Origin of the sequence: Mesorhizobium sp. KR9-304, from assembly GCF_040049215.1 — a bacterium.
Lineage (GTDB): Bacteria > Pseudomonadota > Alphaproteobacteria > Rhizobiales > Rhizobiaceae > Mesorhizobium_K.
In genome coordinates this window covers 591424-616689 of sequence record NZ_JBDZDN010000003.1, presented here as the reverse complement: position 1 = coordinate 616689, position 25266 = coordinate 591424, and the positions used below count along the sequence as shown (strand labels likewise).

Genomic DNA, 25266 nt, shown 5'->3' with positions numbered 1-25266 from the left:
AGGCTTCTTCCCGCCAACTTGGCGGTCGCTGGCCTCGGCCGGCGGCCGCTCGCATTGGAGAAGACAATTGATCGACCGCCGCATGCTTCTTGTATCTGCTTTCTCGGCGGGGCTGCTTGCGGGACGTCGTGCATTCGCCGCCACGTCGATCGACTTCAGCGATCTCTATGAAAAGGAGACCGTGTTCTCCAAGCTTGCCGAGAGCCTGAACGGCGCTGACGTGGAGATGACTGGCTTCATGGCGCCGCCCCTGAAGGCCGAATCGACCTTTTTCGTCCTGACCAGGATGCCGATGGGCGTCTGCCCGTTCTGTGAATCGGCAGCCGACTGGCCGAGCGACATCGTCGTGGTCTACACCGAAGAGCCGATCAGCGTCGTCCCGTTCAACTTCCCGATCCGGGTTTCCGGCCGGCTGGAGCTGGGCGTCTACAAGGACGAAGCCATGGGCTTCGTCAGTCGGGTCAGGCTGGTCGATGCTGATTTCCGAAGGGCGTGAGCGCGTGCCGATGCTTTTCGCCGAGCGCCTGGCTGTTGCCTTCCGCGATGCGGACGGCCACTCCTTCAATGTGCTCGACGCCGTGGACTTCGCGCCGGCGCCCGGCCGGTTGACCGCCGTCACTGGCGCATCCGGGTCGGGCAAATCGACGCTGCTCAATGCGCTGTCCGGTCTCGTACGCCTGGATTCCGGGCGCATCATGTTCGATGGAACGGACGTTTCGAAGCTCAGCGAAAGCCGCCGCGACCGCTGGCGCCGCGACAATATCGGGCTCGTCTTCCAGAATTTCTATCTGATCGACGAGTTGAGCCCGAGCGGCAATGTGATGGTCGCGGCCTGGTTCGACCGGCTGTCTGCGGCAAAGCTGCGCGGCCGTGCCGATGCACTGCTCAAGGAGCTGGGCGTTCCCGGCAATCGCAAGAACCTGCATGGGCTCTCGCGCGGCGAGCAGCAGCGCATCGCCATCGCGCGCGCCCTGATGTTCGATCCGCCGATCATCCTGGCCGACGAGCCCACGGCAAGCCTTGACCGTGCGTCCGGAAGGGCAGTCGCCGCGCTGCTTGGCGATCTTGCCCGTCGCGACGGCCGCACCGTGGTCGTGGTGACTCATGACCTCGACCTGATCGCCGCCGCGGATACGATCGTCGAACTCGCGCATGGACGCCTGGCGACGCCTCAGGCGGTGATGGCATGAATCCTCTGCCGATCGTCATGGCCCTGTTCCGCCGAAATCGTGCGACGGTGCTGCTGTTCGTCTGCCTTGTGACGATCGCGGTTGCGCTGGGCATCGCCGTCTCCGCGCAGGAACGTGCGCTGCGCCAGGGCAGCGCGCGGGCGGCCGATCGTTTCGATCTCATCGTCGGCGCTCCCGGCAGCCAAACCGAACTTCTCATGAACATCGTCTATCTGCAGCCGTCGGCAATCGAGCTTCTGAAGCCGGAGGTCCTGGCCCGCCTGCTCGCCGAACCCAAGACCGATCTTGTCGCGCCCATCGGCTACGGCGATTCGGTCGACGGTTTTTCCGTCGTCGGGACGACCGCCGAATTCGTCGCCCATCTGTCCGGCGCACTTGGCGAAGGACGGCTGTTCGAAACCGAAACCGAGGCGGTTGTCGGCGCCGCCTCGCCGTTCCGCCTCGGCCAGACCATCGAGCCGGTCCACGGCCATGGCGAAGGCGGCCTCGGCGCGCTCGAAGGCGGAGACCATGACGAACATGACGGCGTAACCCACCATGTCGATCTCACCATCGTCGGCCGCATGGCGGCGACCGGTACGCCCTGGGACGCCGCGATCATCGTGCCTGTCGAGCAGGTCTGGCATGTGCATGGGCTTCCTACGGGGCACCCGCCCGGCGAGGAGCGTATCGGACCGCCCTTCGATCCCGCCCATCTGCCCGGCGTCCCGGCGGTCGTCGTGAAGCCCGACACGGTGGCTGCGGCCTATGGCCTGAGAAGCGCCTATCGCACGCAGGACTCGACCGCCTTCTTTCCGGCCGAGGTGCTCGTGCAGCTCTATGCCGTGCTGGGCGACGTACGTTCCGTGCTCGACGTCATGGCGTTGACGACGCGACTGCTGGTCGTTGCCGCCATCATGGCCGGCCTGATGGCGTTGATCCAGCTGCAACGCGAGCGGTTCGCCGTTCTTCGGGCGCTCGGAGCACCCCGGGCGTATATTTTCCTGGTCGTCTGGACCGGGATTACCGCCATGGTGGCCGCCGGCGCGATCCTCGGCCTCGGTCTCGGTTACGCCGTTGCCCAGGTTCTTTCAGCCGCGATCTCGCAACAGTCCGGCATCGCGATCTCTGCCTCCATCGGACGTTCCGAACTCATCCTTGCCGGAGTTCTGGTCCTGCTTGGGGGCCTCGTCGCCCTGGCGCCGGCGGCGCTTGTCCACAACCGATCGGTGGTCGACGTGCTTCGGGGGTGACGGTGGCGGTGCGTCCCGCGATGATAACGAAACGGGGCGGCGGCAAGATCGGCGCCTGAGGCGCCGGCAAGGCTTTGACCTGATCGAGCCGGTAACGGCGGCCACAGATCGCCATTTTGCATTGGTCCGACCCGGCTTTGCCTTCCCTGCGTCGAGTGCTATAGGGGCCGCATTTCCCGAACCAGTCAGACGGGCGTTCGCCCGTTTCCCCAAGCGAGGTAGGCAATGGCGAAGATCAAGGTGGACAATCCGGTCGTCGAGCTCGACGGCGATGAGATGACCCGCATCATCTGGCAGTTCATCAAGAACAAGCTGATCCACCCATATCTCGACATCGACCTCAAATATTACGACCTGGGCATGGAGCACCGCGACGCCACGGACGACCAGGTCACGATCGACGCTGCGAACGCGATCAAGAAATACGGCGTCGGCGTGAAGTGCGCGACGATCACCCCCGACGAGGCGCGCGTCGAGGAGTTCAAGCTGAAGAAGATGTGGAAGTCGCCTAACGGCACGATCCGCAACATCCTCGGCGGCACCATCTTCCGCGAGCCGATCATAATGAAGAACGTGCCGCGGCTGGTGCCCGGCTGGACGCAGCCGATCATCGTCGGCCGCCACGCATTCGGCGACCAGTACAAGGCGACCGATTTCCGCTTCCCCGGCAAGGGCAAGCTGTCGATGAAATTTGTCGGCGAGGACGGCAAGGTGATCGAGCACGAGGTGTTCGACGCGCCGGCAGCCGGCGTCGCCATGGGCATGTACAACCTCGACGATTCGATCCGCGAATTCGCGCGCGCCTCGCTCAACTACGGCCTGCTGCGCGGCTATCCGGTCTATCTGTCGACCAAGAACACCATCCTCAAGGTCTATGACGGCCGCTTCAAGGACATCTTCCAGGAGGTTTTTGACAGCGAGTTCGCCGCCGAGTTCAAGGCCAAGAAGATCTGGTACGAGCACCGCCTGATCGACGACATGGTCGCGTCGAGCCTGAAATGGTCGGGCGGCTATGTCTGGGCCTGCAAGAATTATGACGGCGACGTGCAGTCCGACACGGTTGCCCAGGGATTCGGTTCGCTCGGCCTGATGACCTCGGTGCTGATGACGCCCGACGGCAAGACCGTCGAGGCCGAAGCCGCGCACGGCACGGTGACCCGCCACTACCGGCAGCACCAGAAGGGCGAGGAAACCTCGACCAATTCGATCGCGTCGATCTTCGCCTGGACGCGGGGTCTCGCGCATCGCGCCAAGCTCGACGACAACGCCCAGTTGAAGAAATTCGCCGACACGCTCGAAAAGGTCTGCATCCAGACCGTCGAGTCCGGCTTCATGACCAAGGACCTGTCGCTACTGATCGGCCCCGACCAGCCGTGGCTTTCCACCACCGGCTTCCTGGACAAGATCGACGAGAATCTGAGGAAGGCGATGGCCGCCTGATTTTGCGGTATCACGTTAAGCAAAAAAGCCCCGGAGCGATCCGGGGCTTTTTGTTGAAGGCTCCGCTTCGCGTCGGGACCGGACGTCGAAGGAACCCGGTCCTTCAGTACTCTTGTCAGGCTGCCGCGCGTTCGCTTACGGGGCGGCGCCGAAGCTCGGCTGTGACCAGTGCCGGCGGGATGTAGTTGGCCTCGTTGAGGCCGACGTCGACCCCGGGCGGCACGATCCGGTCGATCCGGTCCAACAAATCCTCGCCGAGCCGCACCTCGGCTCCGGCCAGGAGATCGTCGAGATGCTGCATCGTGCGCGGCCCGAGGATGGCCGAGGTCACGCCGGGATGCGCCATGACGAAGGCCATCGCCATGTGGGTTAGCGACAGGCCGGCTTCCCCTGCCAGCGGGAGCAGCTGTTCGACGACCTCGAGGCTGCGCTCATCCGACATCTGCCGGGGCATGAATTTCGCCCGTAGCGAGTCGGGCATCGGCTGGCCCTTGCGGTACTTGCCCGTGAGCATGCCCTTGGACAACGGACTCCACACCATCACCCCCATGCCATAGCGCAGGCAGGTCGGCAGCATGTCGCGCTCGATGCCGCGGTCGAGGATGGAGTAAGGCGGCTGCTCGGTGCGGAAGCGGGCGAGCCCGCGGCGCTCCGCCACCCACTGCGCCTCTACGATCTCCGAAACCGGGAAGGTCGAGGAGCCGATCGCTCTGATCTTGCCGGCGCGCATCAGGTCGGTCAGCGCCGAGAGCGTCTCCTCGATGTCGGTGTCCGGCGATGGCCGGTGAACCTGATAGAGGTCAATATAGTCGGTGCCGAGGCGGCGCAGCGAACCCTCGACCGCGCGAATGATCCACCGCCGCGAATTGCCTTGCATGTTCGGGTCGTCGCCCATAGGCCCATGAAACTTCGTGGCCAGCACAATGCTGTCGCGACGACCCTTCAGCGCCTTGCCCACGATCTCCTCGGACTCACCGGCACTATAGCGGTCTGCGGTGTCGATGAAGTTGATGCCGGCATCGAGCGCCCTGTGGATGATGCGAATGGCATCCTCGTGGTCGGGGTTGCCCATTCCCCCGAACATCATGGCGCCCAGGCAGTAGGGGCTCACCTTAATGCCGGTTCGTCCGAGCGTACGGTATTGCATGGCATTGTCCTTTCCGCAGTGGTCAACGGCGCCCGTTCGTGCTAAACGGAACGGCATTCCATTTAATACGGAACATTGTTCCGGTTAGCAAGAGGTTGAAGGATATCTTTGGCTGAACCGAAAGACGGGAAACCCGCGCGTGCCGATGCGCGGCGCAATCTGCATGCGCTGCTCGATGCCGCCATGGAGGTATTCGCGACTTCCGGTGTCGATGCTCCCGTGCGGGACATCGCCGAGAAGGCGGGGGTGGGAGTGGGCACGCTTTACCGACACTTCCCCCAACGGTCCGACCTGATCGTCGCCGTATTCCGCAAAGAGGTGGACGCCTGCGCTGCTGCTGCCTCTACCCTCGCCGAAGAGTATGAGCCTGGCGAGGCGCTGGAGCGCTGGCTCGACCGATTTATCCAGTTCGTAGCTGCGAAGCGTGGTTTATCCGCAGCCTTGCACTCAGGCGATCCGGCTTTCGAGCCGCTGCCTGCGTATTTGATGGGACATTTGGCGCCTGCTGCATCTGGTCTTCTGCAAGCAGCTGCAACCGCGGGAATAGTCCGATCGGACGTCGAAGCGGCGGATCTCCTGATGGCAATCGCGCATCTCTGCTCGCCAGACGGGAAGGGCGGCATCACGAAGGAGTCCCGACGAATGGTGTCATTGTTGATCGACGGGATTCGGTACAACGCCAGAGGGCGACCTTAGTCGCCCAAAGTCCGCAAAGGCCACAAAGCGGAATTTGGCCCTTGCCGCAAAACCCCAATACTGCCGCGGGCCTGGACTTAAGTCAGGCCGCTTCCAGCGCCGCCCTGACCGCCGCGATCGCGTCGGCTGCCTTGGTTGCATCCGGACCACCGGCCTGCGCCATATCAGGACGGCCACCACCGCCCTGCCCGCCAAGCGCGGCGGAGGCGGCACGCACCAAATCGACGGCGCTGAAGCGCTTGACGAGATCGTCGGTCACGCCGACGACGACACTCGCCTTGCCGTCTTCTCCGGCGCCGACGAAGACCACGACGCCGGAGCCGAGCGAAGTCTTGCCGGCGTCGGCAAGCGACTTCAGATCCTTGGGCGCGACACCGGTGACCGATTTGCCGAGGAAGCCTACGCCTGCGACGGTCTCGCTTTCCGATGCCCCGTTGGCGCTGGCCGCGGCACCGCCGCCCAGCGCCAGCTTCTTGCGCGCGTCCGAAAGTTCGCGCTCCAGCTTCTTGCGCTCGTCGAGCAGCGCCTCCACGCGCGCCGGCACGTCTGCAGGCGCGACCTTGAGCATCGCCGCCGCCGCCTTCAGCCGCCGATCCTGCTCATCGAGATGTTTTCTAGCCGCCTCGCCGGTCAGCGCCTCGATGCGCCGCACGCCGGCGGCGACCGCACTGTCCGAGACGATGCGTACCAGGCCGATATCGCCGGTCGACCTGACATGCGTGCCGCCGCAAAGCTCGACCGAATAGGGCCGGTTCGCCTTGTCGCCATGTAACCCGGTGCCCATCGACACGACGCGCACCTCGTCGCCATATTTCTCGCCGAAGAGCGCCATGGCGCCCTCCGCAATGGCGTCGTCGACCGACATCAGGCGGGTCGTGACCGGGCTGTTCTGCACGACGATCTCGTTCGCCATACGCTCGACCTCCTCGAGCTCGCCGGCCGCAATCGGCTTGTTGTGCGAGATGTCGAAGCGAAGCCTCTCGGGCGCCACCAGCGACCCCTTCTGCGCGACATGGGTGCCGAGCACCTCGCGCAGCGCCTCGTGGATGAGGTGCGTGGCCGAGTGATTGGAACGCAGCCGTGTGCGGCGCGCATGATCGACCTTCAGCTCGACAGCCGCGCCGGTCTTCACGGTTCCCTTCGCCACGCGGCCGAGGTGAACGAACAGACCATCGGCCTTCTTCTGCGTGTCGGTCACGTCGATCGCAAAACCCTCGCCGGAAATTGCGCCGGTGTCTCCCATCTGGCCGCCGGACTCGCCATAAAACGGCGTCTGGTTGACGACCACCGCGACCTGTTCGCCCTCGCCTGCCGCATCGACGACGGCGCCGTCCTTCACCAGCGCAAGCACGACGCCCTCCGCGGCCTCAGTCTCGTAGCCGAGGAACTCCGTCGCTCCGACCTTCTCGCGCAGCGAGAACCACACGGTCTCGGTGGCAGCCTCGCCCGAACCCGCCCAATGGGCGCGCGCCTCGGCCTTCTGCCGCTCCATGGCGTCGGTGAAGCCGGCAAGGTTGACCGAGATGTCGCGCTGGCGCAGCGCATCCTGGGTCAGGTCGAGCGGGAAGCCATAGGTGTCGTAGAGCTTGAACGCCGTCTCGCCGTCCAGCATGTCGCCGGCGCCGAGCGTCTCCGTCGCGTCGGCCAGAAGAACGAGGCCGCGCGCCAGCGTCTTGCCGAAGCGCGTCTCCTCGAGCTTCAGCGTCTCTGATATCAGCGCCTCGCCGCGCACCAGCTCCGGATAGGCCTGTCCCATCTCGCGCAGCAGCGACGGCACCAGCTTCCACATCAGCGGCTCGCTCGCACCCAGCAGCTGGGCGTGGCGCATGGCGCGGCGCATGATCCGGCGTAGCACATAGCCTCGGCCTTCATTGGACGGCAGCACGCCGTCGGCGACCAGGAAACAGGACGAGCGCAGATGATCGGCGATGACGCGGAAGGACGCGACATCGTCCGCGCCGGGACCGCGGCCAAGGGCCGAAGCCGTCGCATCGATGAGGTGGCGGAAGAGGTCCGTTTCGAAAACGCTCTCCACGCCCTGCAGGATGGAGGCCATTCGCTCGAGACCCATGCCGGTATCGATCGAGGGGCGCGGGAGGTCGATGCGCTCCTCCTTCGTCACCTGCTCGAACTGCATGAAGACGAGGTTCCAGAACTCGAGGAAGCGGTCGCCATCCTCCTCCGGGCTTCCGGGCGGCCCGCCCCAGATGTGCTCGCCGCGGTCGATGAATATCTCCGAGCACGGGCCGCAGGGACCGGTATCGCCCATCGCCCAGAAATTGTCGGAGGTCGGGATGCGGATGATGCGATCGTCGGAGAAGCCGGCGATCCGCTTCCACAGCGCGGCAGCGTCGTCGTCGGTGTGGTACACCGTGACGAGCAGCTTGTCCTTGGGCAGGCCGAATTCCCTGGTGATCAGGTTCCAGGCGAACTCAATGGCCTGCTCCTTGAAATAATCGCCGAAGGAGAAATTGCCGAGCATCTCGAAGAAGGTGAGATGGCGGGCGGTATAGCCGACATTGTCGAGATCGTTGTGCTTGCCGCCGGCGCGCACGCTCTTCTGCGCGGTGGTGGCGCGCACATAGGGGCGGCTCTCCATGCCGGTGAAGACGTTCTTGAACTGCACCATGCCGGCATTGGTGAACATCAGGGTCGGGTCGTTGCGCGGCACGAGCGGACTGGAGGCCACCACCTCGTGCCCGTTCTTCCTGAAATAGTCGAGGAAGGTCGACCTGATCTCGTTCACGCCACTCATGGAAATGCCTTTTGATGCGCCGGCCGCAAAGGCCGGAAATTTGGGTCTCGGCCTTTTAGCGGTCGCTCCCATAGCTGTCCAGAAACTCGCATGGGTCGCGTTCCTTTCGCTCACGGTTGAGCGCTCGCTGCCTCCGCTGGCCTCCGTGGGGCGCGGCGCGTCTCATCATCGCCACGCCTGCTTTCGCATCTGGCCATTGCTGGAGCCCTTCGACGGGCTCGGGAGTCCGGGAAGCGGGGCACGGGGCCGAGCCTCTCAATTATAGTTACGTGGCGCGGTCTCCCGCGCCCCGCCGGCGTGCTTGCCCCACCTGGAGGGGACGCAGCGAATTCTTTCACCGCGCGACCTCGGTCAGGGCCCGGACCTCAGGGCTCATCACCCAGCCGCGCCACCGTTAGCGCGACCGATCCGGCGCCGCCGCCCTCCCTGATACCCGGTGCGCACCAGGTTCCCGCGAGAGCGATGGAGGAATTATGCGGGAGGCCGGAGGGGGGTGAAGAAAGCTCTTTCGAAAATTCCACTTCCAGCACTTAGCTGTTGAAATCGCTTTCTCCCCCGCGTGGGGGGTACATCCCGGTCTCGGTGTTCCAAAAAATTCCATCCACGTCCCGGGAATTGAGGGGACAATGACGGCCTCTCGATCTTGCGGACGGGCAACGTTCAGCAATCAACCCGGCCACCCCAAAAACAGAATCGCCGGCAGAAGCCGGCGATCCGTTACGCAACACAATCGTCTGCCGGCCGGTCACATGCCGCCGGCCGCCGCATCGTCATCGTCGAACTCTTCACGAGATCCGTTCTCGAGGAATTTTTCAGCGATCAGACCGGCATTCTGTCTGAGCACCATCTCGATCTCGCGCGCCGTATCAGGGTTGTCGCGCAGGAACAGTTTTGCATTCTCGCGGCCCTGGCCGAGGCGCTGGGAGTTGTAGGAGAACCAGGCGCCGGACTTCTCGACCACGCCGGCCTTGACGCCAAGATCGACCAGTTCACCTGTCTTGGAGACGCCCTCGCCATACATGATGTCGAACTCGACCTGCTTGAAGGGCGGGGCCAGCTTGTTCTTGACGACCTTGACGCGGGTCTGGTTGCCGACAACCTCGTCGCGATCCTTGACCGAGCCGATGCGGCGGATGTCGAGGCGCACCGAGGCGTAGAACTTCAGCGCGTTGCCGCCAGTCGTCGTCTCGGGCGAGCCGAACATGACGCCGATCTTCATGCGGATCTGGTTGATGAAGATGACCATGGTGTTGGAGCGCGAGATGGAAGCGGTCAGCTTGCGCAGCGCCTGGCTCATCAGGCGGGCCTGGAGGCCTGGCAGGGAATCGCCCATCTCGCCCTCGATCTCCGCACGCGGGGTGAGCGCGGCGACCGAGTCCACCACAAGAACGTCGATCGCGCCGGAGCGCACCAGTGTGTCGCAGATCTCCAGCGCCTGCTCGCCCGTGTCGGGCTGCGATATGAGCAGGTTCTCGAGATCGACGCCGAGCTTGCGGGCGTAGACCGGATCGAGTGCGTGCTCGGCGTCGACAAAGGCGCAGATGCCGCCCTTCTTCTGGGCTTCGGCGACCGTGTGCAGCGCCAGCGTGGTCTTGCCCGAGCTTTCCGGTCCGTAGATCTCGACGATGCGCCCGCGCGGCAGGCCGCCGACGCCGAGCGCGATATCGAGCCCGAGCGAGCCGGTCGACACCGTGGCGATCTCGACCACCTGCTCGTTGGCCCCGAGCCGCATGATCGAGCCCTTTCCGAAAGCCCGCTCGATCTGCGAAAGCGCGGCATCCAGAGCCTTTGTTTTGTCCACCGAATTGTCCTCTACGAGCCGCAATGAATTCTGCGCCATGATATCACCCCTTGATCCTCAATGAAGGCCGGAACGTTCGCTGCTTTCAACGCTATGTACCCGTTTTGTTCTCATTTGGCAAGGGGCTCTATGTACCTGATTGAGTTAGCATAATGCGATTCGTTCAAGTTTCGTTCTTTTATTGCGGCCTATCCGCGCCTGACGCCGCCGGCGGGAATCTCGGACGGGCGGCATCCCGGCCGCCGCTGATTCGGCGCTTCCGGTTGCCCGTGGCAGTCGGCCGACCTAATCTCCGGGCGGATTGCGCAAGCGCCGCGGGCCACAAATGACATCTCACAACATCCTCGCCGTGGGCGGCGCACATGTCGATAGGCGCGGCCGGATGACTGGCACCTTCGTGCCGGGCGCGTCGATCCCCGGCGCCATGCGCGAAGATGTCGGCGGCGGCGCGTTCAACGCGCTGCGGACCGCGGTCCAACTGGGTGCGCGCGGCTCCATCGTCTCGATGCGCGGCGGGGACGCGGTGGGCGATGCGGTGGCGCGGGCAATCGCGCAAGCCGGCATTTCGGATCTCTCCGCCGTGTTCCTCGACCGCGCGACGCCCAGCTACACGGCGCTGCTCGACAGCGAGGGCGACGTGGTGGCGGCGCTGGCGGACATGGCGCTCTACGAGATCGCGTTCCCGAAACAGCTCAGGCGCGCGAAGCTGCGTGCGGAGATGGCTGCCGCCGACGCGGTGCTCTGCGACGCCAACATTCCGGCCGCCGGGCTGCAGCGGCTGGCGGCCCTTGGCGAGGGAAAGCCGATCTTCGCGATCGCGATCTCGCCGGCCAAGGCGGTGCGGCTCACCGACATCCTGCCTGCGCTGGCCTGCCTCTACATGAACCGCCGCGAGGCAGCAGCGCTGGCCGGCATGGGTAGCGACGATCCAGTCGAGGCGATCATCGACGGGCTGAAGGCGCGCGGGCTCGCGCGCGGCGTCGTCACGCAAGGCAGCCGGACGGCAATCGCGTTCGACGCATTCCACGTCCTTGCCATCGCGCCGCCGGCGCCGCGAAAGATCGTCGACGTCACCGGCGCGGGCGACGCGCTGGCCGGCGCCATGACCGTGGCGCTGCTCGAGGGATTGCCGCTCAGCCAGGCTTTGCGCCAGGGCGTGGCCGCGGCGCTGCTGGCTGTCGAGAGCCCGACCTCAACGCCGGAGCTCTCGAGGGCAGCGTTCGCTGACGCGTTGGCCCTTGTGTCGGCGCCCGAGGAAATGCGATGAGGCCGCATCCGGAGATGCCATGACGCCCGATACCGCCCGCCCCTTCGTCGACATCATGCCCGCGGTGGCAGACGCGCTTGGCGCGGGCCGGCCGGTGGTCGCGCTGGAAAGCACCATCATCACGCACGGCATGCCCTACCCCGATAACAGCGTGATGGCGGCGGACGTGGAGAAGATTATCGCCGACGAGGGCGCGGTTGCCGCGACGATCGCCGTCATGGCAGGCCGCATCAAGATCGGCCTGTCGGACGGCGAGCGCGAACAACTCGCCATGACAAGCGGGGCCATGAAGCTGTCGCGCGCGGACCTGGCGTTCGCCGTGGCCGAAGGCCGCACCGGAGGCACCACGGTCGCGGCGACCATGATCTGCGCGCACATGGCCGGCATAAGGGTGTTCGCGACGGGGGGGATTGGCGGCGTGCACAAGGGCGCCGAGGAAAGCTTCGACATCTCCGCCGATCTCGACGAGCTGGCGCGCACCCCTGTTATCGTGGTGTCGGCGGGGGCGAAGGCGATCCTCGACATCGAGAAGACGCTGGAGGTGCTGGAGACGCGCGGCGTGCCGGTGGTGGCGCTGGCGGCCGACGTCATGCCCGCCTTCTGGTCGCGCCAATCGCCCTATCGGGCGCCGCTCAGGCTCGATCGGCCGCAGGACGTAGCCAAGCTTTTCGACACGCGCCGGCGGCTCGGGCTGGACGGCGGCATGCTGGTGGCGAACCCGGTTCCCGAGAGCGACGAGATTCCCGCCGAGGAGATGGCGTCCTACATCGCGGCCGCGCACCGGGCGGCCGGCGAGCAGAAGGTAGCGGGCAAGGCGGTGACGCCGTTCCTGCTCGCGAAAATCCTCGAACTGACTGACGGCAGGAGCCTGAAGACCAACATCGCGCTGGTCGAGAACAACGCACGCGTCGCGGCGCGGATAGCGCGGGCGCTCTGATTCTCTATTTGCCCGAGCGGATGCCGGCCTCGTAGGCCTTGCGCGCCCAGGGCGTCATCTCGTCGGCGCTGTCGGCAGCCCCGTCCGGCAGCGACCAGTAGGGCATGGCCACCGATTTTCCATGGCGCGAGTGGACGTAGGTCCATTGGCGGGCGCCCGCCGCCTCGTAATCGGGTGCGACGGTCGCATCGCCCTTGAGCATCAGCTCGCCGCGCAGTTCGACGGCAATGATGACGCCCTCGAAATAGATGCCCTTGCCGCCGAACATGCGACGGATCGAGACCGGCCCCAGGCCGGAAAACAGGTCGGATATCGCGTCGTGGTCCATGGCGGGAATATGTCACCAGTCGTGGCGTCTGTCATTGCCCGGATGCCGGTGCGTGCCATATCCTGCCGACGTCAACGGAGCGTTGCGCCATGCCTGTCCTGCTGAAAGGGTCCTGCCGCTGCGGCGCGGTGAGCTTCGAGGTCGAGAGCCATACGCCGGCGCCGTTCATGCTGTGCTACTGCTCGATCTGCCGCAAGCAGCAGGGCGGCGGCGGGTATGCGATCAACCTCGGCGGCATCAACGAGACGATGAAGATCAAGGGCAAGCGCTCGATCGGCGTCTACCGCGCCGAGATCGCGGACGACGAGCGGCGGCATGAGACGTCGACCGGCGAGCGCAATTTCTGCAGGAAATGCGGATCGGCGCTCTGGCTCTACGACCCGACCTGGCCGGAGCTGGTGCATCCCTTCGCCTCGGCGATCGACAGCGAATTGCCCAAGCCGAAAGAGCGCGTGCACATCATGCTGAAGTACAAGGCGGGTTGGGTGGAGCCGGATATCCGCAAGGGCGACAAGGCGTTCGAGCTCTATCCCGAGGAGTCGATCGCCGACTGGCACAAGCGGATGAAGATGTGGGTGGAGTGACCTTGCGACCGTTCTGCGTCGCCGGTTCAGGCTGCGACGTCACGGCATGGATCCTCGGGTCAGGCCCGAGGATGACGAAAGTTGGAGCTACGCCGCGCCGGCGCGGGCCTCGGCCAGCGCCTTGAGGTCGGCGGGCTTCAGCTCGACGGACTCGCCGCAGCCGCAGGCCGAGCTCTGGTTGGGGTTGCGGAAGGTGAAGCCGGTGCGAAGCGTCGTCTTCTCGAAATCCATCTCGGTGCCGAGCAGGAAGAGCGCGGCTTCCGGCGCAACCCAGACATGCGCGCCGTTCTTCTCGACATGGTCGTCGCCGGTTTTCGGCTCGGTGACCAAGTCAACCGTGTATTCCATGCCGGCACAGCCGCCCTTCTTGATGCCGAGCCGCACACCCCTGGCGTTTTCACGCGTGGCCATGATCTCGTTGACGCGCACTGCTGCCGCGTCGGTCATCGTGATGACGGCAAAGCGTCCCATCTCATTCTCCAATCTCGCGCGGGTTCAAGGCCCGTGGATTATGTTATAGATGGTCGAACAACCGTTAAATCGCAAGAGGACTTCAATTGTGTGGCCTTTCGAGCTTCGGTGGACAAAGGCAATGGTGGGCACCTTGCACAATGGCATCTGGGTTCGGACAGATCGGGATTGGATCCGATATGACGCAAGCCAGACCATGGAACCGTATGCATCGCCAATCCGATTGCTATGGGGCGCTGCCGCTGTATTGGTTGGACTGGCTGCCGCTGCTTGGACCTTAGCGAATGACGACACGCCGCCGATTGTTTATCTTTGCGCCCGGGCGGGAATCGTGGGCTGCCTCTTCGTCTTGGTGCTGATACTGGTCCGCGCACTTGCTATCAGGCGGCCGATCATAACCCTTCCCTCTGATGGCTTTCTGGACGTTAGAATTTCTTCCGCCGTGATTCCCTGGAGGCTGATACAGGAAATCTCCGAAAGAACCATTGCCAGCTCATCCCTTCGTGATAGCAAGGCGCTATTTCTGTATCTCCCGGCATCATCTTGGAAAAATTTGCCGCTTAAACGCCTTGTTCGGTGGATGCTTCCGCTAATTCTAAAAAGAACACACGGTCACGAGGGCCTCTGCATTGGGCATGGCGAGTTCGGCATGTCCTTCGACACATTCCGCGATGTAGTTACGGCTTATGCCGAAGCCCGGGGCGTTACCGTCAATTAGCCAGCCAAGTCCCGTAACTGCGAAGGTTTTAGTACCACCCCACCGCGACCTGCGCCTCTTCCGACATGCGGTCGGGCGACCAGGGCGGGTCGAAGGTCATCTCGACCTCGACGTCAGACACGCCTTCGACCGCGCCGACCGCGTTCTGCACCCAGCCCGGCATCTCGCCGGCGACGGGACAGCCGGGCGCGGTCAACGTCATCTTGATCTTGACCGTGCGATCGTCCTCGATGTCGATCTTGTAGATCAGGCCGAGCTCGTAGATGTCGGCCGGGATTTCCGGGTCGTAGACGGTCTTCAGCGCCGAAACGATGTCGTCGGTGATGCGCGCAAGCTCGTCGGCGGGGATGGCCGATGCGGTGACCAGGCCAGTCGCTGGCGTCTCGGCGGTCGCTTCTGTCTCTGTCGTCAGATTTGCGTCTTCCATGATGCTCACCCGAAAAACTTCCGCGCCTTTTCCAGCGCCTCGACCAGCGCGTCCACTTCGGCGCGCGTATTATACATGCCGAACGACGCCCTGCATGTGGATGTCACGCCAAAACGTTTCAACAGGGGCTGGGCGCAATGGGTTCCGGCGCGGACCGCCACGCCCTGCCGGTCGATGACCATCGACACGTCATGCGCGTGGATGCCCTGCAGTTCGAAGGAGACGATAGCGCCCTTGCCCGGCGCGTCGCCGAAAATACGCAGCGAGTTGATCGAGCGCAGCCGCTCATGCGCGTAGTCCTTGAGGTCGGCCTCGTGCGCGGCGATGCGGTCGCGGCCGATCCCCTCCATGTATTCGAGCGCGGCGCCTAGGCCGATCGCCTGCACGATCGGCGGCGTGCCCGCCTCGAAGCGATGCGGCGGATCGTTGTAAGTGACGATATCCTCCGTCACCTCCTCGATCATCTCGCCGCCGCCCATGAAGGGCCGCGTGCGCTCGAGCATCTCAGCCTTGCCGTAGAGGACGCCGATGCCCGAGGGGCCGTAGACCTTGTGGCCGGTGAAGACGAAGAAATCGCAGCCGAGATCCTGGACGTCGATAGGCATATGGACGGCGCTCTGGCTGCCGTCGACCAGCACCGGGATGTTTTTCGCGTGGGCTATCTCCACGATCTGCTTGATCGGCGTCACGGTGCCGAGAGCATTCGACATCTGCGTGATGGCGACCAGCTTCGTCCGGGAACTCAGACGCTTCTCGAATTCCTCGATGTGGAAGACGCCCTGATCGTCGACCGGCACCCAGACGAGCTTCGCGCCCTGCCTTTCCCGGATGAAATGCCAGGGCACGATGTTGGAGTGGTGCTCCATAATCGAGAGCACAATCTCGTCGCCGGCGCCGATGTTGGGCATACCGAAGCCGTAGGCGACAGTGTTGATCGCGGCGGTGGTGTTCGAGGTGAAGACGATGTTGTCGGTCGATGGCGCGTTGAGAAAGCGGCGCACCGTTTCGCGGGACTTCTCATAGGCGTCGGTCGCGGCGTTCGACAGGAAATGCAGGCCACGATGCACGTTAGCGTATTCGTTCGAATAGGCGTGGCTGACGGCGTCGATGACCGCCTGCGGCTTCTGCGCCGACGCGCCGTTGTCGAGATAGACGAGAGGTTTTCCATAAACTTCCCGCGCGAGTATCGGGAAGTCGCGGCGGATCGCCTCGACGTCGTAAGGAGCGGTGGAGAGTTTGTGGTCCATGCAGTTCAAGGGAGTAGAGAATAGTGAGTAGTGAGTAGGGAAAAGATCGCAAGGGCGATGTGGTCCCGTTCGCTATTCACTACTCCCTACTCACTACTCCCTATTTGCTTCTCATCCATGGCTCGCAAACCATTCATCGAGGATCGCTTCCAGCGCCTCGACGATGGCCTCGTCCTCCAGTTCCTCGATGACCTCGGCGACGAACGCCTTGACCAGAAGGCCGCGCGCGGTCTTTTCCTCGATACCGCGCGCCATCAGATAGAAGAGATGGTTGCGGTCGATCTCCGTGACGGTCGCGCCGTGGCCGCAGACGACGTCGTCGGCAAAGATTTCGAGTTCCGGCTTGGTCGAGAACTCGCCGTCATCCGACAAGAGCAGCGTGTTGCACGCCATCTTGGCGTCGGTCTTCTGCGCGTACTGGTGGACGTTGATGCGGCCCTGGAAGACGCCGCGCGCGCGGCCGGTGACGACGTTGCGGATCACTTCGGTGGAGGCCGTGTGCGGTACGGCGTGGTCGAGCACCATCGTCACGTCGGTGTGCGTATCGCCGGCCAGCAGGTTGACGCCGCGCAGCGTAAAGGTCGAACCCTCGCCCTTGGTCGCGACGTTGATCTCCTGGCGGACCAGCTTGCCGCCGGCGTTCATCACGAAGACGGTAAGTTTGGCGTCCTTACCGATCCACGCGTTGAACTGGCCGAGATAGGTCGTCGTGTCCGGCTGCTCCTGGACGATGAGCCAGGTCAGTTCCGCGCCCTCGCCGACGACGATATTGCTGACAGCGCTGACGAAGGCAGGGCCCGTGCCGGTCTGGCGCTCGACTATCGTCACCCTGGCGCCGGCCCCGACGCGCACCGGCAGGCGTATATGCGTCTGGCCGCCGGCGTGAACGTTCTGCAATTCGATCGGCGTTTCGAGAGCGACCCCGTCGGCGATGTCGACAAAATATCCGTCGGCCACGAAGGCGGCGTTCAGCGCGCCGACGGCATCGTCAAAGCCGAGCGGATCGAGGGACGGCGCAAGGCTGCCATCGGTCAGCTTGTCGGCGACGCGCTGCATCGAGACGCCTTCGACACTCTCAGTCCTGTCGGACGACGTGCCATTCAACAGCGCAAACACAGGCGAGCCCTTCACCAGCGGGGCAAGCGCTTTTGCCTTCGCCGTTTCGTCAAACGCGGAGACCGACGTCAACAGCCGGCGCAGATCGGTGTAGTGCCATGACTCGATGCGCCTGGTCGGCAGCCCGGCCTTGATCTGCTCGATCGCGTTGTCGCGCTTGACCGAGACGGCGCCGTCGCCGGGCAGCAGCGACAGGCGTTCGCCGAACGCGTCGACCAGCGCGGTTTCGGCCGGGGTCAGCTGAGGTGCGGCGTGAATGTTCATGCTGTTTACCTCCCGCCTCAGGCCGCCTCGCCGATGACGCCGGCGTAGCCGTTCTCTTCCAGATCGAGCGCCAGGCTTTTGTCGCCCGACTTGATGACCTGGCCCCTGTAGAGCACATGCACACTGTCGGGCACAATGTGCTCGAGCAGGCGCTGGTAGTGGGTGATGACGACGATGGCGCGGTCGGGCGAACGCAGCGCGTTGACACCGTCCGACACGATCTTCAGCGCGTCGATGTCGAGGCCTGAATCGGTCTCGTCCAGCACGCAGAGCCGCGGCTCCAGAAGCTTCATCTGCAGGATCTCGGCGCGCTTCTTTTCGCCGCCGGAGAAGCCAACATTGAGCGGGCGCTTCAGCATCGCCATGTCCATCGAGAGGTCGGCGGACGCCGCCTTTACGCGCTTGATGAATTCCGGGATCGACAGCGGCTCCTCGCCTCGCGCCTTGCGCTGCGCATTCATCGCGACCTTGAGGAACTCCATCGTCGCGACACCAGGTATCTCCATCGGATACTGGAATGCGAGAAAGATGCCCTTGGCAGCCCGCTCGGCCGGGTCGAGTTCGAGGATCGACTCGCCGTCATAGAGGATGTCGCCCTCGGTAACCTCGTAGTCCTCGCGGCCGGCGAGCACATAAGAAAGCGTCGATTTGCCGGAGCCGTTCGGTCCCATGATGGCGGCGACCTCGCCGTTCTTCACGGTGAGGTTCAGGCCGCGGATGATTTCGGTGCCGGTCGAGGCGATGCGGGCGTGGAGGTTTCTGATTTCAAGCATTCGTTTCGTCTTTCGTGCGTATGTTTGTGGGGCGGGTGGCGGGACGCTAGCCCACGCTTCCCTCAAGCGAGATGCCGATCAACTTCTGCGCCTCGACGGCGAACTCCATCGGCAGTTGCTGGATGACGTCCTTGACGAAGCCGTTGACGATGAGCGCGATGGCTTCCTCCTCGGGAATGCCGCGCTGCATGACGTAGAACTTCTGGTCCTCGGAGATCTTCGACGTGGTCGCCTCGTGCTCGAACTTCGCGGTGGCGTTCCTGGCTTCCATGTAGGGCACGGTGTGCGCGCCGCACTGGTCGCCGATCAGCAGCGAGTCGCAGTTGGTGAAGTTCCTCGCATTGGTCGCCTTGCGGTGCGTGGAGACCTGGCCGCGATAGGTGTTTTGGGAGAAGCCGGCGGCGATGCCCTTGGAGATGATGCGGCTCCTGGTGTTCTTGCCGAGATGGATCATCTTGGTGCCGGAGTCGACCTGCTGATAGCCGTTCGACACTGCGATCGAATAGAACTCGCCCTGGCTGTCGTCGCCGCGCAGGATGCACGACGGATATTTCCAGGTGATCGCCGAGCCGGTCTCGACCTGCGTCCAGGAAATCTTCGAGCGGTCGCCGCGGCAGTCGCCGCGCTTGGTGACGAAATTGTAGATGCCGCCCTTGCCGTTGGCGTCGCCCGGATACCAGTTCTGCACCGTCGAATACTTTATCTCGGCGTCGTCGAGCGCGATCAGCTCGACCACGGCGGCATGGAGCTGGTTCTCGTCGCGCTGCGGCGCGGTGCAGCCTTCGAGATAGGAGACGTAGGCGCCCTCCTCCGCGATGATCAGCGTGCGCTCGAACTGGCCGGTGTTCTTCTCGTTGATGCGGAAGTAGGTCGACAGTTCCATCGGGCAGCGAACACCCTTCGGCACGAACACGAAGGAGCCGTCGGTGAAGACGGCGGAGTTCAGCGTGGCGTAGAAATTGTCCGTCGTCGGCACGACGGTGCCAAGATATTTCTTCACCAGCTCCGGGTGCTCGCGGATCGCTTCGGAGATCGAGCAGAAGATGACGCCGGCCTTGGCGAGTTCGTCCTTGAAGGTGGTCACGACCGAGACGGAATCGAACACGGCATCGACAGCCACGCGGCGCGGCGCGGGATTGTCGTTGGCCTCATCGAGCGAGTCAGCGGGAGCCGCCTGCTTCTTCACGCCGGCCAGGATCTCCTGCTCCTTCAGCGGAATGCCGAGCTTGGCGTAGGTCTTCAGCAATTCGGGATCGACGTCGGCGAGCGAGGTCGGACCGGGCGTCGACTTCGGCGCGGCGTAGTAGTGGATGTCCTGGAAGTCGATCCTGGGATATTCGACGCGCGCCCAGGTAGGCTCCTCGAGCGTCAGCCAGCGGCGATAGGCGCCAAGCCGCCATTCGAGCATCCATTCGGGCTCGCCCTTCTTGGCCGAGATGAAATGAATGATGTCCTCGGACAGGCCCTTCGGGGCCTTGTCCATCTCGATCAGCGTCTCGAAGCCGTATTTATACTGATCGACATCGATCTTGCGGACTCGATCGATCGTCTCCTGCACAGCAGGCATGTCACACTCTCCAATCCTCGCCGGGTTCAAGGCCCGGCAGTTATCAAGTCGTGACGCCGCCAGCCGGCGGCGCAAGGCTTATATAGTGCGTCCGTCCCGGAAAATCACCCGGCGGGACAACATGGCTTTGCCCCGAAAACGCACTGGCTCACGGCCTTTCGGCCGAATTTCTAGTTCCCGCTCAAGCGGCCTTCGTTGTCCTGCCCGCCCGGCGCGCCAAAATCTGCGACAGCGCCGTCGTGAACAGGTCGATATCCTTCATCGTGGTGCCGCGCCCGATCGAGACGCGCAGCGCACCGTCATTGTCGAAACCCATCGCCTTCAGCACATGGCTCGGTCCGACCTTGCCGGACGAGCATGCCGAGCCCGCCGACAGCGCAACGCCGGCAAGATCGAATCCGATCTGCGCGGTCTCCGCCTTGAGCCCCGGAATAGCGAAGAACGTCGTGTTGGCAAGGCGCGTCGCGGCGCGTCCAAAAATCTGAGCGTCCGGCGCAAGCGACTGGATCGTCGCCTCGATGCGATCGCGCATCGCTGCAATGTCGTTGGCATGCGCGAGAGATTCAAGCGCCACTCTCGCAGCCGCGCCGAAGCCGGCGATGCCGGCGAGATTTTCCGTGCCGGCGCGATGACCCTTTTCCTGGCCGCCGCCGGTGACGAGTGGCCTGGGCATCATCAGATCCGATGCGGCGACGAACGCGCCGACGCCCATCGGGCCGCCGATCTTGTGCGAGGAGAGGATAAGATAGTCCGCCGAGCCGTCGGAGATGTCGAGCGGGATGCGCCCTGCCCCCTGCACCGCATCGAGCACTAGGATGCCGCCAACATCCTTCACGATCTTTGCAATCTCGCGCACCGGCTGGATGACGCCGGTCTCGTTGTTGGCGAGATGGATCGCGACGAGCGGCAGGCCTTCGTCGCGATCATGCGCAGCAAGCGCGACGCTGAGAGCAGCGAGATCACACATGCCATTTGCATCGACGCCAATGGTCGACACGCGGTCGGCGGAAAAACGTCCACCGTTCAACAGGCACGGATGGTCGGCAGCCGACACATAGAGCCTCGACATCCTGACCACGCCACGACCCATGCGCCATTCGGGCGTGAGCAAGGTCGATGCGGCTTCGGTCGCCCCGGAGGTGAAGACGACATGGTCGGGCTTCGCGTGAACGAGCGCGGCAACGTCGCGACGCGCTTCCTCGACGATGCGGCGCGCGTTTCGACCTTCGTTGTGGACGGACGAAGGATTGGCGGATCGGTCGAGCGCCGCAAGCATAGCCGCCCGCGCCTCGGGCAAAAGCGGCGCGCTCGCATTGTAATCGAGGTAGGCGCGGTAACTGGTCATTTCCGTTCGATCCGTCGGGGTCAGCGGGCAATCTGCAAGGAAGGCGCGTTATTTCCTTGAATTTGCAAGGGCAGCCGTCCTATTTACCCGCTTTGCCGGCCGGGTGGACAGTACCACCCAGTTTTGAACAATTCTAAACTAGCTTCTATGAAGGCGCGAGTTCCGCGTCAAGGCTGCGGGAAGAATTGATCCGGCCGGCAGCGTGCAGATGCGGTCATGGAGTTCTTATGCCTGAAGTAATTTTCGCAGGTCCGGCGGGGCGTCTCGAGGGACGCTATCAGCCGTCCAAGGAGAAGAGCGCGCCGATAGCCATCATCCTGCACCCGCACCCGCAGTTCGGCGGCACGATGAACAACAAGATCGTCTACGACCTCTTCTACATGTTCCAAAAGCGGAACTTCACGACGCTGCGCTTCAACTTCCGCAGCATCGGCCGCAGCCAGGGCGAGTTCGACCACGGCACCGGCGAACTCTCGGACGCGGCGGCGGCTCTCGACTGGATCCAGTCGCTGCATCCGGATTCGAAGACGTGCTGGGTCGCCGGCTATTCTTTCGGCGCGTGGATTGGCATGCAGCTTCTGATGCGCCGACCGGAGATCGAAGGCTTCATTTCGATCGCGCCCCAGCCCAACACATACGACTTCTCTTTCCTCGCGCCGTGTCCGTCGTCGGGCCTCATCATTCACGGCGACGCCGACAAGGTTGCGCCGCCGAAGGACGTGCAAGGTCTCGTCGACAAACTGCACACGCAGAAGGGCATCACCATCACGCAGAAGACGCTGCCCGGCGCGAACCACTTCTTCTCGAACGAGTCCGATCTTCTCATCGAAGAGTGCGCCGACTATCTCGACCGTCGTCTCGCAGGCGAGTTGTCCGACCCTCGGCCGAAGCGTCTGCGCTGAGCGGCCATCGTCCATCGCGACGGCTAACAACTCGAACCTCAGAACTTGCGTGACTTCGAGGCGAGGTCGCGGTGGAAAGTTTTGCGGTATGCTCTACAACTACTCGACAGCCGACTTACTGCATGTCAGGCTCTTGGTGTGACGAATCACAATCCCTAGACGAGGGGGAATTCAAGTGAGCAAGACTGACACTACCAAGAAGGCAGCCATGGCTGCGATAGCATCCAAGCCGAAGGCGACGGCTAAGCCGGCTGCCAAGAAGCCGGCAGCGAAAGCCGCCGCGAAACCTGCCGTGAAGAAGACAGCAAAGCCCGCCGCCAAAGCGGCCGCGAAGCCTGCTGCCAAGAAGCCCGCTGCAAAAGCTGCTGCCAAGCCCGCTGCCAAGAAGACGGCCGCGAAGCCTGCTGCCAAGAAGCCCGCTGCAAAAGCTGCTGCGAAGCCTGCGGCAAAGGCAACGGCGAAGCCCGCCGCCAAGAAGCCCGCGGCGAAGAAGAAGTAAAACACCGCAGCATCTGCTGCGCATTTCCAAGGGCGCGCGGTTCTACCGCGCGCCCTTCGGTTTATTGAGAACGCCGCCGCTCACTGCATGACGGCATCCGGTCGTCGTCGGAAATGTCAGCGGCAATCCCCTTACAGATCGAACTGCAAGATAGGCCCAGGCCTCCGCCTCGGTGCTGTCGCCGTTAAGATAGGCGTCTTCGGCGACGATGACTGTGGCGCCTGTTGTTTCGGCCGCGGCGCGCAGGTCGCCGACGATATGAGGGTTCTTGCGGCCGCCGCCGCAGACGATCCAGAGCTTCGGCGGCTCGGGCAGATGTTCAACCGACTTGATGATCGCTTCGGCCGCGACGGCGGCAAGCGTTCGCGCACCGTCGGAAAGCTCCAGCCCTTCGACCAGCGCCAGAGTGAAGTCGTTGCGGTCGAGAGATTTCGGACCTGGTTTTTCGAAGAAGGGGTTGCCGAGATAGTCTTCGACGACCGAGCGGATGACGCCGCCCTCGCTCGCGATCGCGCCGCCTGCATCGAACGGCACGCCGCCTTCACGCGAAACCCATTGGTCGATCAAAGTATTTCCCGGCCCTGTGTCGAAGGCGATCGGGTCGCCGCACTTCGGCACGTAAGTGATGTTGGAGATGCCGCCGATGTTGACGAAGGCGACCGGGAAGTCGCCGGCAAGATCGGGCGGCAGCGAACGAGCGAGCGCGGCGTGATAGGCAGGCACCAGCGGCGCGCCCTGCCCGCCATGCCTCATGTCGTTGGCACGCATGTCGTGCACGACCGGCACGCCTGTCTCGCGCGCCAACAGCGCGCCGTCGCCGAGTTGCACCGTCAAAGCCTCGGCGGGCCGGTGCAGCACGGTCTGTCCATGAAAGCCGATCACGTCGGGCGCTCGCCAGGCAGGCGGAGCGCCATTCAGAAAATCCCGGACAGCCTGCGCGTGGCGCAAGGTGATCTCGCGCTCCAGTCCACCGAGCTCTCCAGGCCGCTCCTCGCGTTTCACGATGGACTTCGCCGCATCGAGCGCAGCCTCGATCCGCCGGCGGAATGCTGCCTCATAGGGTATCGACAGCGACGGCCCCGTTGCGACGATCGTCTCGCCGTCGGTTTCCAGCGCCGCGACGTCGATGCCGTCCATCGACGTGCCGCTCATCAGACCGATCGCGCGCAGTGCCTTCATTTCGCCGCCGTCCTTGTGATTCACCGCCGCCGGATGCTAAACGCCCGCGACCATACTTGCCATCGTGGCCTCGTGCCGCCGGCGACCTCTCGGAAAAATGAAATGTCCAAGTTCAAGTCTGATTTCCTGTCCGTGCTCGACGAGCGCGGCTTCATCCACCAGATCTCGGACCCCGAGGGGCTCGACGCCGCCGCGAAGGCCGGCCGCATCACTGCCTATGTCGGCTACGACGCGACGGCGACCAGCCTGCACATCGGCAACCTCATCTCCGCGACGATGCTCTACTGGCTGCAGGAGACAGGGCATCGGCCCATCGCGCTGATGGGCGGCGGAACATCGATGATCGGCGATCCGTCCTTCCGCGACGAGCAGCGCGGGCTGCTGACGCCCGAAGCGATCGCCACGAACATCGAGGGCATCAAGAAGATCTTCGGCCGCATCCTGAACTTCGGCGACGGTCCGGCCGACGCGATCATGGTCAACAATGCCGACTGGCTGATGAAGCTGAACTATGTCGAGTTTCTCCGCGACGTCGGCCGCCACTTCTCCGTCAACCGCATGCTCACCTTCGACAGCGTCAAGCTGCGCCTCGAACGCGAGCAGTCGCTTTCTTTCCTCGAGTTCAACTACATGATCCTGCAGGGCTACGATTTCGTCGAGCTGAACAGGCGCCACGGCTGCGTCCTGCAGATGGGCGGCTCCGACCAGTGGGGCAACATCGTCAACGGCATCGACCTTGGCCACAAGATGGGCACGCCGCAACTCTACGCGCTCACCACGCCGCTGCTCACAACTTCGTCCGGCGCCAAGATGGGCAAGTCGGCGAGCGGCGCGGTATGGCTGAACGAAGAGAATTTTTCGCCCTACGACTTCTGGCAATACTGGCGCAATACGGAAGACGCGGACGTCGAACGCTTCCTGAAAATCTTCACGCGGCTGCCGCTCGGCGAGATCGCGAAGCTCGCCGGGCTCGGCGGTTCGGAGATCAACGAGGCGAAGAAAGTCCTGGCGACGGAAGCAACCGCGATCGTACACGGGCGCAAGGCGGCCGAGCAGGCCGCGGATACCGCGCGCAAGACGTTCGAGGAAGGCATCACCGCCGACACGCTGCCGACCGTCGGCGTCGACCGGGCGTTGCTCGAAACCGGCGTCGGCATCCTGTCGCTGTTCGTCAGCGCAGGGCTCGCGGCGTCGAACGGCGAAGCGCGCAGGCATGTGCAAGGCGGCGCAGTACGCGTCAACGATCAGGCCGTCTCCGACGAGCGCAGAGTCATTACGTCCGCTGACCTTACATCCGACGGCGTCGTAAAACTGTCGCTCGGGAAAAAGAAACACGTTCTCGTGCGGCCGGACTGACTGGATCGAGCATCAGAACGGTCCG

24 protein-coding genes are annotated in these 25266 nt (G+C 63.9%); 11 read left to right on the top strand and 13 right to left on the bottom strand.

Going from position 1 to position 25266, the window contains the following annotated elements; translation table 11 throughout:
- Positions 1-67 precede the first annotated feature (67 nt).
- The 4 genes from ABLE71_RS19195 to ABLE71_RS19180 all read left to right on the top strand — a co-directional run bounded on the left by ABLE71_RS19195 (position 68) and on the right by ABLE71_RS19180 (position 3862).
- Positions 68-496, top strand: coding sequence for a hypothetical protein (locus tag ABLE71_RS19195; protein WP_348785054.1), 429 nt, complete (start codon positions 68-70; stop codon positions 494-496).
- A complete protein-coding gene (locus ABLE71_RS19190; protein ID WP_348785053.1) occupies positions 474-1190 on the top strand; it encodes an ABC transporter ATP-binding protein in 717 nt (238 codons plus the stop codon). The genes ABLE71_RS19195 and ABLE71_RS19190 overlap by 23 nt, the downstream gene beginning before the upstream one ends.
- Positions 1187-2422: an ABC transporter permease gene (locus ABLE71_RS19185; RefSeq protein ID WP_348785052.1), complete on the top strand. Its 1236-nt coding sequence runs from the start codon at positions 1187-1189 to the stop codon at positions 2420-2422. The genes ABLE71_RS19190 and ABLE71_RS19185 overlap by 4 nt, the downstream gene beginning before the upstream one ends.
- 225 nt (positions 2423-2647) lie before the next feature.
- Positions 2648-3862, top strand: coding sequence for an NADP-dependent isocitrate dehydrogenase (locus ABLE71_RS19180; RefSeq protein ID WP_348785051.1), 1215 nt, complete (start codon positions 2648-2650; stop codon positions 3860-3862).
- A gap of 115 nt (positions 3863-3977) precedes the next feature.
- Here the strand turns inward: ABLE71_RS19180 and ABLE71_RS19175 are convergent, their stop codons facing one another.
- Complete coding sequence (locus ABLE71_RS19175) at positions 3978-5009, bottom strand: aldo/keto reductase (RefSeq protein ID WP_348785050.1); 1032 nt, start codon at positions 5007-5009, stop codon at positions 3978-3980.
- A 108-nt stretch (positions 5010-5117) separates the two neighbouring features.
- On the opposite strand from ABLE71_RS19175, the gene ABLE71_RS19170 reads away from it, so the two are divergent.
- Complete coding sequence (locus tag ABLE71_RS19170) at positions 5118-5705, top strand: helix-turn-helix domain-containing protein (protein ID WP_348785049.1); 588 nt, start codon at positions 5118-5120, stop codon at positions 5703-5705.
- Between the two features lie 82 nt (positions 5706-5787).
- Here the strand turns inward: ABLE71_RS19170 and alaS are convergent, their stop codons facing one another.
- Together alaS and recA are read right to left on the bottom strand one after the other, a co-directional pair.
- Entirely contained in the window at positions 5788-8460 is a 2673-nt protein-coding gene (gene alaS, locus ABLE71_RS19165) for an alanine--tRNA ligase (RefSeq protein ID WP_348785048.1), read from the bottom strand.
- 745 nt (positions 8461-9205) lie between these two features.
- Positions 9206-10300, bottom strand: a complete 1095-nt coding sequence (recA, locus tag ABLE71_RS19160; protein ID WP_348785047.1) for a recombinase RecA — start codon at positions 10298-10300, stop codon at positions 9206-9208.
- Between the two features lie 286 nt (positions 10301-10586).
- Here recA and ABLE71_RS19155 point away from each other — a divergent pair, with 286 nt between their 5' ends.
- On the top strand, positions 10587-11528 hold the full coding sequence (locus ABLE71_RS19155; protein WP_348785046.1) for a carbohydrate kinase family protein: 942 nt from the start codon (positions 10587-10589) through the stop codon (positions 11526-11528).
- A gap of 19 nt (positions 11529-11547) precedes the next feature.
- Complete coding sequence (locus tag ABLE71_RS19150) at positions 11548-12465, top strand: pseudouridine-5'-phosphate glycosidase (protein ID WP_348785045.1); 918 nt, start codon at positions 11548-11550, stop codon at positions 12463-12465.
- 4 nt (positions 12466-12469) lie between these two features.
- Here the strand turns inward: ABLE71_RS19150 and ABLE71_RS19145 are convergent, their stop codons facing one another.
- On the bottom strand, positions 12470-12793 hold the full coding sequence (locus ABLE71_RS19145) for a TfoX/Sxy family protein (RefSeq protein ID WP_348785044.1): 324 nt from the start codon (positions 12791-12793) through the stop codon (positions 12470-12472).
- 89 nt (positions 12794-12882) lie between these two features.
- On the opposite strand from ABLE71_RS19145, the gene ABLE71_RS19140 reads away from it, so the two are divergent.
- Positions 12883-13377, top strand: a complete 495-nt coding sequence (locus tag ABLE71_RS19140; protein ID WP_348785043.1) for a GFA family protein — start codon at positions 12883-12885, stop codon at positions 13375-13377.
- 87 nt (positions 13378-13464) lie between these two features.
- Here the strand turns inward: ABLE71_RS19140 and sufA are convergent, their stop codons facing one another.
- Positions 13465-13848: a Fe-S cluster assembly scaffold SufA gene (sufA, locus tag ABLE71_RS19135; RefSeq protein ID WP_348785042.1), complete on the bottom strand. Its 384-nt coding sequence runs from the start codon at positions 13846-13848 to the stop codon at positions 13465-13467.
- Between the two features lie 121 nt (positions 13849-13969).
- Here sufA and ABLE71_RS19130 point away from each other — a divergent pair, with 121 nt between their 5' ends.
- Positions 13970-14566 carry a hypothetical protein gene (locus tag ABLE71_RS19130; protein WP_348785041.1) on the top strand — a complete coding sequence of 199 codons (597 nt, stop codon included), beginning with the start codon at positions 13970-13972 and terminating at the stop codon, positions 14564-14566.
- 28 nt (positions 14567-14594) lie between these two features.
- On the opposite strand, the gene ABLE71_RS19125 is transcribed toward ABLE71_RS19130, so the two are convergent.
- The 6 genes from ABLE71_RS19125 to ABLE71_RS19100 form a co-directional block, all read right to left on the bottom strand.
- A complete protein-coding gene (locus tag ABLE71_RS19125) occupies positions 14595-14993 on the bottom strand; it encodes an SUF system Fe-S cluster assembly protein (RefSeq protein ID WP_348785040.1) in 399 nt (132 codons plus the stop codon).
- Positions 14994-14998: 5 nt separating this feature from the next.
- A complete protein-coding gene (locus ABLE71_RS19120) occupies positions 14999-16240 on the bottom strand; it encodes a cysteine desulfurase (RefSeq protein WP_348785039.1) in 1242 nt (413 codons plus the stop codon).
- A 111-nt stretch (positions 16241-16351) separates the two neighbouring features.
- Positions 16352-17620 carry a Fe-S cluster assembly protein SufD gene (gene sufD, locus ABLE71_RS19115; RefSeq protein WP_348785038.1) on the bottom strand — a complete coding sequence of 423 codons (1269 nt, stop codon included), beginning with the start codon at positions 17618-17620 and terminating at the stop codon, positions 16352-16354.
- 17 nt (positions 17621-17637) lie between these two features.
- Positions 17638-18393: a Fe-S cluster assembly ATPase SufC gene (gene sufC, locus ABLE71_RS19110; RefSeq protein WP_348785037.1), complete on the bottom strand. Its 756-nt coding sequence runs from the start codon at positions 18391-18393 to the stop codon at positions 17638-17640.
- 46 nt (positions 18394-18439) lie between these two features.
- The gene (gene sufB, locus ABLE71_RS19105; protein WP_348785036.1) at positions 18440-19960 is read right to left on the bottom strand and encodes a Fe-S cluster assembly protein SufB; all 1521 of its coding nucleotides are present in this window, start codon (positions 19958-19960) and stop codon (positions 18440-18442) included.
- Between the two features lie 181 nt (positions 19961-20141).
- A complete protein-coding gene (locus ABLE71_RS19100; RefSeq protein WP_348785035.1) occupies positions 20142-21305 on the bottom strand; it encodes a cysteine desulfurase family protein in 1164 nt (387 codons plus the stop codon).
- A 227-nt stretch (positions 21306-21532) separates the two neighbouring features.
- On the opposite strand from ABLE71_RS19100, the gene ABLE71_RS19095 reads away from it, so the two are divergent.
- Positions 21533-22207 (top strand): alpha/beta hydrolase, encoded by a 675-nt coding sequence (locus ABLE71_RS19095; protein ID WP_348785034.1) that lies wholly within the window; start codon positions 21533-21535, stop codon positions 22205-22207.
- A 171-nt stretch (positions 22208-22378) separates the two neighbouring features.
- Here the strand turns inward: ABLE71_RS19095 and ABLE71_RS19090 are convergent, their stop codons facing one another.
- Together ABLE71_RS19090 and ABLE71_RS19085 are read right to left on the bottom strand one after the other, a co-directional pair.
- Positions 22379-22711: a hypothetical protein gene (locus ABLE71_RS19090; RefSeq protein ID WP_348785033.1), complete on the bottom strand. Its 333-nt coding sequence runs from the start codon at positions 22709-22711 to the stop codon at positions 22379-22381.
- Between the two features lie 37 nt (positions 22712-22748).
- Positions 22749-23885 (bottom strand): anhydro-N-acetylmuramic acid kinase, encoded by a 1137-nt coding sequence (locus tag ABLE71_RS19085; protein WP_348785032.1) that lies wholly within the window; start codon positions 23883-23885, stop codon positions 22749-22751.
- Positions 23886-23987: 102 nt separating this feature from the next.
- Here ABLE71_RS19085 and tyrS point away from each other — a divergent pair, with 102 nt between their 5' ends.
- Entirely contained in the window at positions 23988-25241 is a 1254-nt protein-coding gene (gene tyrS, locus ABLE71_RS19080; RefSeq protein WP_348785031.1) for a tyrosine--tRNA ligase, read from the top strand.
- Positions 25242-25266: the final 25 nt, after the last annotated feature.